Below are 12,605 nucleotides of genomic sequence, written 5' to 3'. Positions count from 1 at the left end.
TTCGTAGCCATTCGTGGATTTAGGGAGCAAAAGGAATGGCTATACGTTGAATGTACTCAATCTTTAAGCCTTGTTGGTATTCAAACACAGACACGGTGGCACTCAGGTGTTTGGCGCCGTCAGGGATCTGCGTTGAGCGAGGAACAGGAGCAACAAGTGACGAAATCGGTTTTCTCATTCCCAGCATCAAATATTGGCTGTCAAACCATTGCCACGTAGCAGTGGGCTTGGCGCAGCTGCTTTCGGTTACTGGAAGGGTTAAATGTATTCGTTGCATCGAATTGTCTAGACGTGTCCAGTTTTGATTCTCTGGCATGGCCACCAGCAAAGGGTAAACAGTATTTCCCAACTTGAGTTTATATAGGCCAGATAAGGGCTCGATCAGCAACTCGTCGGTTTCAATTTCCTGATAGTCACTTTGTTGAGACAGCTCTCCGTTTAATAGCTGCTTGACTGACGGATCAATAAGCTCAATCGTTAAGTCATTCTGAGTGTTTTCAGCCGAAATTTTTATTTGGAAACCTTGTGAAGACAGGCCTGAACGGCGTACAAAGCTGACGCTTAGAGCCGCGGGTAGCGATGAAGAGTTAGCCATCAGTTGCTGACCACACTGAGACTGGTTCAAAATCTCTTGTTTGACAGGTAACCAATATTGACGATCGATATCTTGCTGGTTAAGGGCCAGATGCAATTCCTGCCAGGCCAATTGAGGCTGATTGTTAAGCAGCGCTTGATAAGTGCGCGCAAGTGGCGTGTCCTCAAACCAAGTTGCCTGGGTGGAGAGTGGAAAGATGAGGCAAGCAAGTGTACTCAAGAGCCGACGTTTCATAGCGCCTCCTCATTGAGACGATAGCCGACCCCTCGATGTGTTTCGATGTTAAGGACTGGAAGCTTTTGCCTCAGTCGCAAAATATGGTTGTCTATCGTTCTCGTACTCGGGAAGGCTTGATAGCCCCATACTTTGTTGAGCAACTCATCACGGTGGAATACTCTTCCCTGATTCTGAATCAAGAGCACCAGTAACTGAAACTCCTTAGGTTTTAACGTTACAAGTTGATCGTTGAACATGGCTTCACGTTTCGCTAGATGGAGTTCAATTCCGCCATAACAGAGATAGCTCGCGCCTAAGGGCCTCAGCTGACTAACTACTCTGGCAAGCAATTCATCATGGGAAAATGGCTTAGTAACGTAATCTTTGGCACCAGCCATCAGGCCTTCCACTTTTTGCTCGGTGTCGATTTTGGCGGTCAGGATAATGACAGGTACGGCCTTGAGAAGCAGCCAGTGTGGTAAATGTTTTAGGCTGTCTCCATCGCTCAGTTGTCGATCAAGGATAACCAAATCCGCTTTAAACCAGAGTTGTTCTACTTTTCTGGTTTCTTGTACCCAGACGCAATGGTAGCCATTGGATTCAAATAGAGAAACTAATCCCTGTCCAAGTAGTTTGTCATCTTCGATCAGCAATAAGCTCTTCATAGCGGTAGCTCCAAAATACAGCGAGTTGGGCGGCGTCGTACAATCAACTTACCTCCCATGAGTTTCATTAAATGCTCGACAATGCTCAAGCCTATTCCCATGTTTTCATGGTTTGTTTTCCCTTGGAACTTAGTGAAAAATTGAGCCATGGCGGAAGGAAAGTAGCCTTGATCGGTCACTTCAATGACGAGCTTATGGGTGAGAGTGGCACGAATTTCAATCTTGCCATGCCCGTGCTGTTTGGCATTTTTAATCAAATTGTCTAAACAAATCGACAACCAGTAAAAGGGTAAAGTGAGTTCTCTATCTTGACTGAGCTGGTAGCTAAGGGCGTGCTTCTCACAGGTATGTTCTAGCCAATCATCCAGAGAAGCCGTTTGTTTGAGCAATTGTTGAGAACGCTGTGTGCTGAGGTAGATCTTACTGTTTTCAGTCAGTTGAGAAAGCCGTTGGTGATCAGACATTAATCGCCAGACGGCATCTTGAGTGTCGTTTGGTAAGCGATCAAACTGACTGCGGAACATTTCCACGGTTAGGCCTAGGCTGGTGATCGGTGTGCGCAGTTCATGGGTCAACAACTGCAATATGAAGCGTTTCTCACGGCTTTGCTGGCGTCTCGTGTAAAGGGTTTTGACCGTTATAAAGAGAATCAAAATCGACAAACCTGCGACAAATAAACGTAATGCGAGCACGTTCTCGGCAACATCACTGATGCAAAGGTTGCTGTAGCGGAAGGTGCAATTTGGGCCTGATAGCGTGATCTCCAGTCGCTTTGCAACAGGTTGCCACGTTTCAGCTGTCACGGCTTTCCAACCTTGTTCTCCACTTAGCCACAAGGTGTCTTTTTCCATCCATGCACGGTATCCGTTCAGTAGGGCTTCACGTCCTTCATTGGACAGAGTGGATAGTGCCGCATGCAAAGGGTGCTGCGGATTGTCGATGGTTAAGTAGCGACGTATCGTATGGCTAGGTTGGTAGTTAGGTTGACGATCCAGATAGCGGTCTGCAAAGCTCCCGCCAGCTGGGTGCAACAGCGTGTGCGCTTGAAACCAATCATCGGTGAGCAACTGATCATTGCACATTGCCAGTTCAAACTCGATGGCGTCATTAAGGTTAGCGTTGTGCTGCTCATTTTTCTGACAGGTTTGAGACACTCGATAAACCTGCTCGATCTCTTGCCAGTTGTATTGTTTGAAATCTGGGTAGCGAGCCTGCTGTGTGAGTAATTCAGCAGGGTACTGGCTGAGCTGCTGCTGTGTGACTTTGAGTTCGGTAGCCTGCCAATTTTGCTGATAAAGCGATTGCCAATTTTCTTGGAGACTCTGCGCTTGTGCGACTAGAGGAAACAGAAACAAAAAGCACGCAGCCAACTTACCTAAAGGCATCAATTTACTCATTAAATATAGGGTTCACTGTGATTTTAGCGGCTTTTGGGCTTGCTTTGTAACCTGTATGTCAACATTAGTCAGTTGAGAAGTTTTGTCGCCTAGCTTAACAAAGGTTAATGATTATTGATGAGGTGAATATTAATTTGGCTCCCACCAATGTAAGGAGAAATGCAATGTTAGAGTGGCGAGTAAAGAGGTTTGCCGAATTATCTGTGAATGAACTGTATGACTTTCTGCGTCTACGAGTTGATATCTTTATTGTTGAGCAACAATCGCCTTACAGTGACTTAGATGGGAAAGATACTCACCCTGAAACGCGACATGTGATGGGCTATGAAGACGGAAAGCTGGTTGCGTATAGCCGATTGATGCCGCAGGGCCTAGGTTACCCGGAAGAAGTGTTAGAACTGATTGATACCAGCGCCAATGATGTATGCATCGGGCGAGTGATCGTTGCGATAAGTCATCGTGGCCGTCAGATTGGTCATGAACTGATGAAATTGAGCTTTGATACGCTGAGAGAGATACATACTAGCAGCTCTATTTTCATTTCATCGCAGGAACATTTGAAAGACTATTACGGTGCTTATGGGTTTGAAGTGATCACGGGTCGTTACTACGAAGACGGGTGCACCATGCTTGGGCTGAGGTATACACCCTGAATTGAAGGCGGTGCAACCGCCTAAATTGACATTATCAGTCCCAGTGTAGAATGGTCCAGTTTGGACGATCTGCGATGGCTTTTAATCGAGGACAAGGGTTGACTAAGTAAGCGTAGTCAGCGCGCTCACATAAGGGCAGGTCATTGATTGAATCAGTGTAAAAGTGGATCTCTGAATAGGTTTCGTCTCTGGCACTGAGCCACTGTTCTAGTCTAGTTACCTTACCCTCTCGATAGCTTGGAACACCGGACACTTTTGCCGTGTAACGATCGTCCTCGGTGACCAATTCGATCCCCATGGATTGCTCAACGCCTAGATGCCGTGCCACGGCTTCGACAATAAAGCTCACGGTTGCGGAGATAATTAATGTGTCGACGCCTTGCTTATTGAGCTGTTCTAACAGCGGGATAGATTGTTGAAATTGCTTTGGGGCAATCCCTTTATCAACGCATTCGTTGACCAGCTTCTCAACTTCTCCTAAAGAGAGGTGGGCAATAGGGGCCATGGCGAACTTGAGGTAGTCATCCATGTCTAGCTTTCCCTGAGAATACAATGCCATCAGTCGCTGATCTTCTGTGAGGAAACTTGCATCATCGACAATACCTTTCTCGACTAAAAACTCATTCCAAATCATCGCACTGTCTGCTTTGATTAATGTTTCATCTAGATCGAATACGTACAAAGGTTTGGTCATGGAGCGTCTCTCAGTGATGTAGGTTGTTTTCGCAAGGCAGGGTAACTAGTAATTATGACAGTTTATTTTCACTCAGAGCTCTTTTTATAAGTCGGACGGGTGAGAGACAGAAATTTGATTTTCTACACTGATGATCTTTTGGTATTCACCCGATTGAATCAATTGTTGGATGCCTAAACTGAGTGCTTCACTAAGGCGTGCACTACGCTCATGATCATGCTTAGAGAACATAGTGTACATGTCTTTTTCCATAATTGGCTTAGGGTGAATCCGGATCTTATTTATCTGTATGGCAGAAAGTATCGTGCCCATCATGTAGTAACCACGTTCAACCGCCGCTGGGTAAGCGTCTATGCGTTGTTTCCCTAGTTTAATAAAATTACTTTGGTCCTCATTGGCAACCTCGACTTTTACGCCCTGCGACTGGAGCAAGCGGGTCACTTCATAGGCTTGTGTCGCACCAATATGGTAGTTGTTTAAATCCAATGATTTTTGCCAATCAAAGTTGCTGTCGACATGGTAGAAAAAGACAATTTTTTGTGTGAACAGGGATTCTGAGAAGATGAAAAGGGATTGTCGTTCATCGTTCTTAAACCAAGGGAATGTTCCGTCATATTTGCCTGACTCAACGTAACGATAAGCTCTGCTCCAAGGATGATAGTCGATAGTGACACTATAGCCTTGCGTTTGGTAAGCAGCGATGACCAGGTCTTCGGCAATTTTATAATTTGGGTTATTCAGGCTGCTGGTATACGGTTCCCAATCACCGACAACCAATTTTACGACTTTGTCACTATTTTGGGCGACAGATAAGGGTGAGCACACGAACAACAAAATTATCGCAAAAATCCTACTCATAGCTCTTCCCTTTATCACATCTACCTTCAAATTTAGATGATAATTTGATCAATAAGTAGTCTGACTCATGAAGATTAACTATTTGTGAATGCTTCTATCTCATCCTTTCGTTTGGCCCTCAGGTGCCTAATGGTTTTAACTCTCATACTAAGAGCGCGAGCTTGGTGTGTCCAAATTATTGCCATTGGCGACTTTGGCTCTGTTCTGTGCACTCTGATAAGCTGGGACGTAATCAATTAGTGCTTCTTCTATTTCTTTAGGCTTAACCGGTTTAGAGAGAAAACCATTCATACCGATTTCAAAACAACGCTCACGATCCTCCTTGATCACGTTAGCTGTGACAGCAATGATAGGTACATAGGCCGCCCAACCTTCGAGCTGACGAATTTTCTGTGTTGCTTCGTAACCATCCATGACAGGCATATGACAGTCCATCAAGATGGCGTCCACCTCATTCTGCTGACAATATTCCAAAGCTTCGACGCCGTTATTCGCTATATCTACCTCCAAACCAAGCAAATTAAGCATTACTTGAATCACTTGTTGGTTTACTCGAGTATCTTCAACAACCAACACTTTGAGGCCAGTTTTGTATTTCGGAGACAACTTCTTCATCTGAGTACCAGAAGAAGCTGGAAACTCAACCAGATTTGGTGACGATTGAACAATACCCCCAATAGCCGTTGATGGAGTATCTATTGGGATAGAAAAATAAAAGCTGCTGCCAAGATCAACTTCACTGGTCACCTGGAGCTTACCACCCATCAACTCAACGATTTTTTGGCTTATCGCCAGCCCCAACCCCGTTCCTCCGTATTGTCGGGCTGTGCTGCCATCGGCTTGTTGAAACTTGTCAAAGATTGAGTCGAGTTTGTCTTTGGCGATACCAATCCCTGTATCTTTGACTTCAAACTGAAGTTGGTTGCCTGTCTCGTTTTCCAACAGCTTGATGTTGAGCTCAACATATCCACGATGGGTGAACTTAAGGGCGTTGCCGATCAAGTTATTGATGACCTGCTTCAGCCTGACAGAATCAGCCTCTATTTCCTGAGGTACAGCTGGGTCTATATTGCAGTCGAAGAACAGCTCTTGTTGCTTGGCGCGGATGCTATATTCGTTGGCTTGCTGTTGGATAAGTGATTTGAGGTCAAACTTGGTAGGATCCAATTCGAAGTGGCCGGCTTCTATTTTCGAAAAATCGAGGATGTCATTGATAATATCGAGCAAGGTATGGGACGACGTCAGCAAAATATCGACGTAGTTGCGCTGAACTTCATTCGGCTTGGTTTCTTTAAGTAGTTCAGCGACGCCGACGATCCCATTCATTGGGGTGCGAATTTCGTGGCTCATGTTGGCTAGGAATTCACTTTTCTTAACATTAGCGATTTCTGCCTTTTTTTTTGACTCGATGATTTGCTGGTAATTGACTCGTAGCTGCTCTGCACATTGATTGTATTTGTCTGTCAGATGGCTGATCTCATCGTGGAACAATCGTTTTGGCATCACCAGTTTGTCGGGAGTCGGGCTGGTATGGAAATCAGCCATTGCAGATGAAAGGTGAGAAATGGGTTTTAAGATCAGTTTCATTGTTAGCCATAATAAGCAGGAAACAATGAGTAAGGTCTGTATCAAGGTCATCACCAGCAGAAATAAGAACTTTTGCCATAATGCGTGATAGACAGGAGCTAAATCGGTTTCAATTCTTAATTGCCCGAGCGTAAAGCTCTTGTTGCCGAGTTGGTAAGTTAAATCCCAGACGTTAGTAACCTTCTTACCTGTGATTTCGTTACCTAATTCTATAAGAGTACTTTTGCTGTCGATGATGGTTAATCGATCGACTGCAGGTAACTGGAAGATGCTTGAGGCTTGAGTCGTGAGTTGCTTTTGGTCTTCAATCCACAGGCTGTTTTGCAGGCTTGTGACGTAGCTGTCTTCAATTTGAAGCATTTGTTTATCTAAGTTGTTTTGCTCCACTTGGTAATCAACGTAGAAGTTTACTCCCGCCATAACGAATGCGAGAACGAGACTCACGAGGAGCGTGACAATGACAAGTTGCTTGTCGATGCCAAGTTGACGTTGTTTATTCATAGCAAGTTATTATGTGTGTAATTGCTTACTAATAGCCTAGTATTAATTGTGGCATTAGGAAAATCGATATCCGGATATTCAGTCAGCTCATTGACGATTATTCCATTTATCTTGTTTTTTCAGTCAAATTGATGAGTGAGTTCAGGCATACATTAACACTCGTCTCAAAGTACTTCGTCAGTCTAGAAAACTGATTGAAATAATAAAAAACCATATTTAGCCAGAGATGGTACATACTTAAATAAAGCTCCACTTTAAAAGGACTTACAGTGAGGCGTTGGAAAATCTGGTTGATCGTTTACAGCCCAGCATTGCTGTGGGCAGGGCTCTCTTTAAAAGAAGCAACTTGGTGGGTGGAAAACATCGTTGCTTACCCAAGTCTGTTTTTAATCGTCTACATCGTTTTCGCACTGATTTTTGCCTTAAGATTAAAATGGGCACCAAGTGCAATATGTATTGTTCTGGCAGGTGCGTTTACCTTGATGGCTCCAAAGTCCAATCAAAATTTGGTGTCTCGCTGTGCGAATTCTGTCTCAGTAGTGCAGTTCAACCTCTACTATGAGAACCCTGATGTAAATGCGTTCATCAATTACTTGCTTACCAAGCCTGCAGACTTAGTTGTGATGCAAGAAGTCGCGCCAGAAATTGGTGAAAGGCTGAAGATGCTCAGTGACATCTATCCCTACTTCTATGGCGGCCAGAAAGGTGTGGGTTATCCCTCAAGCCAGATGATTCTGAGTGTTTCTCCGTTAAAAAATATGTCGGTGTTTATGACGCCGGATGAACAAAATATTATTCGTGGGACCTGGTATCCCCACAATCAAAGCGCTATGACTCTCATTGTGGCGCATCCAACTTCACCAAGGACTAAAGAGTTGTGGTACAGGCGAAATGCACTAATTAGGACCATTGAGTCGCTGATAGAAATCTATCCAAGTGATGAAGTTATGGTATTGGGAGACTTTAATCTCTCCTCCGCTAGTTTACGTTTTGCCAAACTGTTTCCAACTTTCCAGAAAGCCCCAGTCGCAAGCTGGCCCAATTGGTCTCAAGCGTTCAATACGCCGCCGGTTTCCATGATCGCAATTGACCACTTGTGGCTACAATCTGTGAATGCAGGTAGAAAGATCTGTCAGCGCCAAAGTTCACCTAATCCTGCTGGTTCAGACCATTTTCTAGTCAAAACTGAGATTGGTTATTGATTATTATTCTCAACTTGTTGTGTGAAGATTTTAGCTAGGTTACCCTCCAAATAACTTAATCAGCCTTTGGATGGTAACTATGGCAAATCTGGCGATTACGGAAATTAAATCCTTTATTCCCAGCAAAGACTTTGAAATTTCGCAACGATTTTATCAGGCGTTGGGATTTGAGGTTGCTTCAGTCTTTGGTGACGTTGCTTACATGCGAAAAGATAACACCGCTTTTCTGCTGCAGAACTACTATCAAGTTGAACATGCAGAAAACGCGATGATGCATTTACTTGTAGAGGATGCGATGGGTTGGTTGGAGCATGTTAAGGCGTCCGGTATCGAAAAGGACTTTGAGTGCAAAGTGACGGAGTTGATTGAACAACCGTGGGGTATGTTGGAGTTTTGTCTGATCGATCCTTCTGGCGTGCTATGGCGAATCGCGCAAAATATCCGTTAATGTAAAAACGCCCCTCATCATCGAGGGGCGCTTTCCTTTAATCCAACGACTTCTTGAACCTCGTTGAGGCGATCAATAGACCAATCACAGTAAAGCAGGCCAGCCATAATGTGTCGTGCCACATACCGCTTAGATCAGAGCCACGTAGTACAATACCGCGAATTAAGCGCATAAAGTGTGTGGCGGGTAAAGCTTCAGAAATCCATTGAGCCGCAATAGGCATCGCTTCATACGGGAACATAAAGCCAGACAATAGTATCGAAGGCAGCAAGATAAAGACGGTCATCTGCATGGCCTGAAGCTGAGTCGACGCTATGGTCGAGATCACCAAGCCAAGAGTCAGGCTTGCGGAGATAAACAACAGCGTTCCTAGAAGGATCTGGCTAATGGCTCCGTTAATCGGGACATCAAAGATGAAGTGGCCTAATCCCAGAATGATGAACACCTGAATCAGGCCGACAAAAATATATGGGACGATTTTAGCGACCATCAATTCGAAAGAGTGGATTGGTGTAGTGATTAACAATTCCAGATTGCCACGTTCCCTTTCTCTTACAATGGCTGCGCTGGTAAATAGAATCATCGTCATTGTCAGAATGACACCAAGTAGACCCGGTACGATATTCACCGCAGAGCGACGACTTGGGTTGTAGAATAAAGCAACTTCAAAGGTTTTTTGTTGTTCAGGGCGGATATCAAAATCAAAGTCCGTTAATGGCATATTCTGCAGTGCCAGAATCGCAGAACTGATCATGGTATCGGAACCATCAACCACCCATTGCCCCAGCACGCGACCTTGGGTCATTCGTTGCGTCAGGTCAGATGGAATGATTAGAGCAGCACGTATTTCACCGTTCTGAATCGCTTGTTCTGCCTGGTCCGCGGTCGGGTATGTAGCTTTGACGTCAACCACCTGGGTGACCTTAATGGATTCTGTTATGACGCGTCCGGTGGTGCTCTGACTTTGGTCTACAACACCGATTGGAATATTGCGTACGTCGGTGTTTATCGCAAAACCAAATAGCAGCAGCTGAATCAGGGGAATCATCACGACCATGCCAAAGGTGATGCGATCACGGGAAAGCTGACGGATTTCTTTAAACATGATCGCCTTCATGCGAGCGATAGACTGGATCATTGTCTTCCTTCTCCCGTGACGGTGACAAACACATCTTCTAGGCTCGGTCTGGCTAGATTCATTTCCGCTTTGATGAGTTCAGGAAACTGCTCGCGCAACCATGCAATCGGATCTTGGATATGTTGATGAATCAAAACCCGCAGGCGAATGCCTAATTGTGCGGCAGAGCGCACTTCCTCTCTGGCAAGAAGGGACTCCTTCAGTGTCCGCAAATTGTCTGCTTTGACCTCAACAATATTGACACCCATATCGGCCATCAACTGTTCTGGCTCGCCATCGGCACGAATTCTTCCTGCCTCCATGATGGCCAGTCTGTGGCAACGTTCCGCTTCATCCATGTAGTGAGTCGTAACCAGAATTGTTGTACCTTGGTCAGACAGATCAAAAAGCTGTTCCCAGAATTCGCGGCGGTTTTCAGGATCAACGGCAGAAGTCGGTTCATCAAGAAACAAGAGTTCAGGTTGATGCATAGTAGCGGCTGCGAGAGAAAGGCGCTGCTTCTGGCCACCGCTCATTCCACCGACACGTTGTTTTCGTCGCTGGTCCAAACCGTAGGTTTTCAGTTGTTCATTGATACGTTGCGTGAGGTGCTTTGACCCCATCCCAAATATTTGACCGATAAACTCTAAGTTTTCCTCTACGGTTAAATCGTCGTAGAGAGAAAACTTCTGCGTCATGTAGCCAATTTTGAGGCGCAGCAGTTCAGATTGGCGTGGTATTTCCAACCCCAATACATCGACGTCACCTTCACTTGGGCTTAGCAAACCCGTCAGCACGCGGATGGTGGTGGACTTCCCACAGCCATTCGGTCCAAGAAAGCCGTAAATACTGCCCTTGGGTACATTGAGCGTGATGTCGTCGATGGAGGTGAAATCGCCAAACCTCTTTACTACATTCTCTGCTTTAATCGCATATTCCATTGGCGCTACTCTCCAGACAAGTCGATTTGTGCCGGGATGCCAGAAGGTAGTCGCTGTGCCGAGGACTCAAGGTCAACTTCCGCCAGATACATCAAGCGAGAACGCTCGTCTTCGGTGAGCGCATAATAGGGCGTAAATGAGGGCTCGCTAGCAACCCAACGAACTGTCCCAGAGATTGGATTTTCAACGCCGTCTACAGTAACGGAAACTGATTTACCCGGAACGAATTCAACGCGATGGCTAGCAGGCACGTAAACACGCGCATATGGGACACGGCTAGCCTGTATGACGGCGACCACGCCATTGACGGGAACGCGTTCGCCCAAATTGTAAGGCAAGTTGTCCAGTACCCCATCACGGGTCGCGGTAATGGTGAGCTCGCTAAGCTTCTGTTGCTGGAGAGTCACATCAGCAACAGAAGCCGCGAGCTCGGCTTTCGCTTGTTCGATATCTTCAAGGCGTGAACCAGCTGTCAGCTTGCTAAACTCTTCTTTGGCTGAGTCCAGTTCGGCTTTCGCGGAGTCGCGTGCGGCAAGTGCAGTGTCTTGTTCTGATTGACTGATCAACCGCTTTTCAACCAGCTCCGCTTTTCGGGTGTAATTCTTCTGAGCTTCAGTTAATTGGGCTTCAGCACGTTTAACACGAGCTTGGGAAGCGGCAATGTCTTCTGGGCGTTCACCATTGGTCAATTTGAGTAGGTAAGCTTCTGCTTTGGATTGCTCAGCAACTGCACGAGCGAGCACCGCTTCTTGGCTGGTGGTATCAAGTTGAACCAACACTTCGCCTTGCTGTACTTGTGAGCCTTCTGTCGCGGGTAACGCACGGATGATTTCGTTGGCTGTTGCAGTGAAGGTGACACGGTCTCTCTCCAACGTACCAAGGGCTTGGGATGAGTCATCTTGTGTACAGGCCGTTAACAGCGAAATCAGAACAGAACCGATCAAGAACCGTTTCATAAAGTACTCCAAATCAGCAAGTTAAGGTGAAGGTGTCGCTAAGCGAAGCGATACCATTGATTTTCTAAATAGGATATATTCTCGATTAACTATAGATACAGAAACTTAATTCATACAAAATTAATCTAGTGATTAATTTGTCGTGATTTCTTCTTTTTCTTCATACAGTTACTACAGAGGTTGAAATGGACTTTGAGCAAATGAGTGAGCAAGCTCTTTGGGACCTAGCCAATCCACTAATGGATAATTTAATGCAGGCGTCGACGGAGATAAATCATGCGAAACATGTGCAGGATTTTACCCCGCGCTTGCGCGATATCGTAAAGCCCGATTATTTTAAGCGTGTCGTGAAACAGTATCAGTCACAAAAGGGCGTGTTCACTGGTCGAGAACCAGTGGCACTGTTCAAGCGCCCTGATTCAGCAGCTTTTGTCTGGAAGCAAGGTTTCAGTCGAGTTGAAGGAGATTACGTCGCTGAAATGGTCTTGGTTTATCGTGAAGGTAAGGTCATGGTGGATCATGTGATGGTGTTTTGACCGAACTCTGACGGCTATAGGCATTGCGGTCCCTCAGATTAGGCTTTAGAATCGCGCCTCCACTAACATAAGCGCATGTTTGAGGAACTATGAACAATGCCCAAGCGATAGTGGCGCATCCAGCGAAGCACACGATATCACCTAAGCGTGAAATTGTACTTCGCGAGATGTTGTCACTGGCAAAAATGGCATCAATGATTGCTGTCCCATTTTTGCTTATTACTCTGGCTTGGATCTAA

14 protein-coding genes are annotated in these 12,605 nt (G+C 45.6%); 5 read left to right on the top strand and 9 right to left on the bottom strand.

From position 1 onward, the window contains the following. Positions 1-19: 19 nt before the first annotated feature. The 3 genes from VIC_RS17335 to VIC_RS17325 are packed head-to-tail and all read right to left on the bottom strand — an operon-like array spanning position 20 to position 2,861. Complete coding sequence (locus tag VIC_RS17335) at positions 20-829, bottom strand: DUF2861 family protein (protein WP_006961378.1); 810 nt, start codon at positions 827-829, stop codon at positions 20-22. Further along, positions 826-1,476 carry a response regulator transcription factor gene (locus tag VIC_RS17330; RefSeq protein ID WP_006961377.1) on the bottom strand — a complete coding sequence of 217 codons (651 nt, stop codon included), beginning with the start codon at positions 1,474-1,476 and terminating at the stop codon, positions 826-828. The genes VIC_RS17335 and VIC_RS17330 overlap by 4 nt, the downstream gene beginning before the upstream one ends. After that, positions 1,473-2,861, bottom strand: a complete 1,389-nt coding sequence (locus VIC_RS17325; RefSeq protein WP_006961376.1) for an ATP-binding protein — start codon at positions 2,859-2,861, stop codon at positions 1,473-1,475. The genes VIC_RS17330 and VIC_RS17325 overlap by 4 nt, the downstream gene beginning before the upstream one ends. Before the next feature lie 176 nt (positions 2,862-3,037). On the opposite strand from VIC_RS17325, the gene VIC_RS17320 reads away from it, so the two are divergent. After that, the gene (locus VIC_RS17320; RefSeq protein WP_006961375.1) at positions 3,038-3,526 is read left to right on the top strand and encodes a GNAT family N-acetyltransferase; all 489 of its coding nucleotides are present in this window, start codon (positions 3,038-3,040) and stop codon (positions 3,524-3,526) included. Positions 3,527-3,560: 34 nt separating this feature from the next. Here the strand turns inward: VIC_RS17320 and VIC_RS17315 are convergent, their stop codons facing one another. From VIC_RS17315 to VIC_RS17305, 3 genes are all read right to left on the bottom strand, one after another. Next, on the bottom strand, positions 3,561-4,220 hold the full coding sequence (locus VIC_RS17315; RefSeq protein ID WP_006961374.1) for an HAD family hydrolase: 660 nt from the start codon (positions 4,218-4,220) through the stop codon (positions 3,561-3,563). An 84-nt stretch (positions 4,221-4,304) separates the two neighbouring features. Beyond that, positions 4,305-5,078, bottom strand: coding sequence for a substrate-binding periplasmic protein (locus VIC_RS17310; protein WP_006961373.1), 774 nt, complete (start codon positions 5,076-5,078; stop codon positions 4,305-4,307). Positions 5,079-5,225: 147 nt separating this feature from the next. Beyond that, on the bottom strand, positions 5,226-7,166 hold the full coding sequence (locus VIC_RS17305) for an ATP-binding protein (RefSeq protein WP_039952155.1): 1,941 nt from the start codon (positions 7,164-7,166) through the stop codon (positions 5,226-5,228). Positions 7,167-7,435: 269 nt separating this feature from the next. On the opposite strand from VIC_RS17305, the gene VIC_RS17300 reads away from it, so the two are divergent. Then, positions 7,436-8,368, top strand: a complete 933-nt coding sequence (locus VIC_RS17300; RefSeq protein WP_006961371.1) for an endonuclease/exonuclease/phosphatase family protein — start codon at positions 7,436-7,438, stop codon at positions 8,366-8,368. Between the two features lie 79 nt (positions 8,369-8,447). Next, positions 8,448-8,816 carry a VOC family protein gene (locus VIC_RS17295; protein WP_006961370.1) on the top strand — a complete coding sequence of 123 codons (369 nt, stop codon included), beginning with the start codon at positions 8,448-8,450 and terminating at the stop codon, positions 8,814-8,816. Between the two features lie 37 nt (positions 8,817-8,853). On the opposite strand, the gene VIC_RS17290 is transcribed toward VIC_RS17295, so the two are convergent. Genes VIC_RS17290 through VIC_RS17280 form a run of 3 tightly spaced genes read right to left on the bottom strand, consistent with a single transcriptional unit; the run spans position 8,854 to position 11,830 of the window. Continuing rightward, a complete protein-coding gene (locus tag VIC_RS17290; protein ID WP_006961369.1) occupies positions 8,854-9,954 on the bottom strand; it encodes an ABC transporter permease in 1,101 nt (366 codons plus the stop codon). After that, positions 9,951-10,874: an ABC transporter ATP-binding protein gene (locus VIC_RS17285; protein WP_006961368.1), complete on the bottom strand. Its 924-nt coding sequence runs from the start codon at positions 10,872-10,874 to the stop codon at positions 9,951-9,953. Before VIC_RS17285 ends, VIC_RS17290 begins: the two co-directional genes overlap by 4 nt. 5 nt (positions 10,875-10,879) lie before the next feature. Further along, positions 10,880-11,830: an HlyD family secretion protein gene (locus VIC_RS17280; RefSeq protein ID WP_006961367.1), complete on the bottom strand. Its 951-nt coding sequence runs from the start codon at positions 11,828-11,830 to the stop codon at positions 10,880-10,882. Between the two features lie 185 nt (positions 11,831-12,015). On the opposite strand from VIC_RS17280, the gene VIC_RS17275 reads away from it, so the two are divergent. Next, positions 12,016-12,366, top strand: a complete 351-nt coding sequence (locus VIC_RS17275) for a hypothetical protein (protein ID WP_006961366.1) — start codon at positions 12,016-12,018, stop codon at positions 12,364-12,366. An 89-nt stretch (positions 12,367-12,455) separates the two neighbouring features. Next, positions 12,456-12,605, top strand: coding sequence for a hypothetical protein (locus tag VIC_RS26880; RefSeq protein WP_006961365.1), 150 nt, complete (start codon positions 12,456-12,458; stop codon positions 12,603-12,605).

The organism is Vibrio coralliilyticus ATCC BAA-450, from assembly GCF_000176135.1.
GTDB classification, from domain to species: domain Bacteria; phylum Pseudomonadota; class Gammaproteobacteria; order Enterobacterales; family Vibrionaceae; genus Vibrio; species Vibrio coralliilyticus.
Note: the sequence above shows the minus strand (reverse complement) of the source record. Positions and strands in the feature narration are given on the sequence as shown.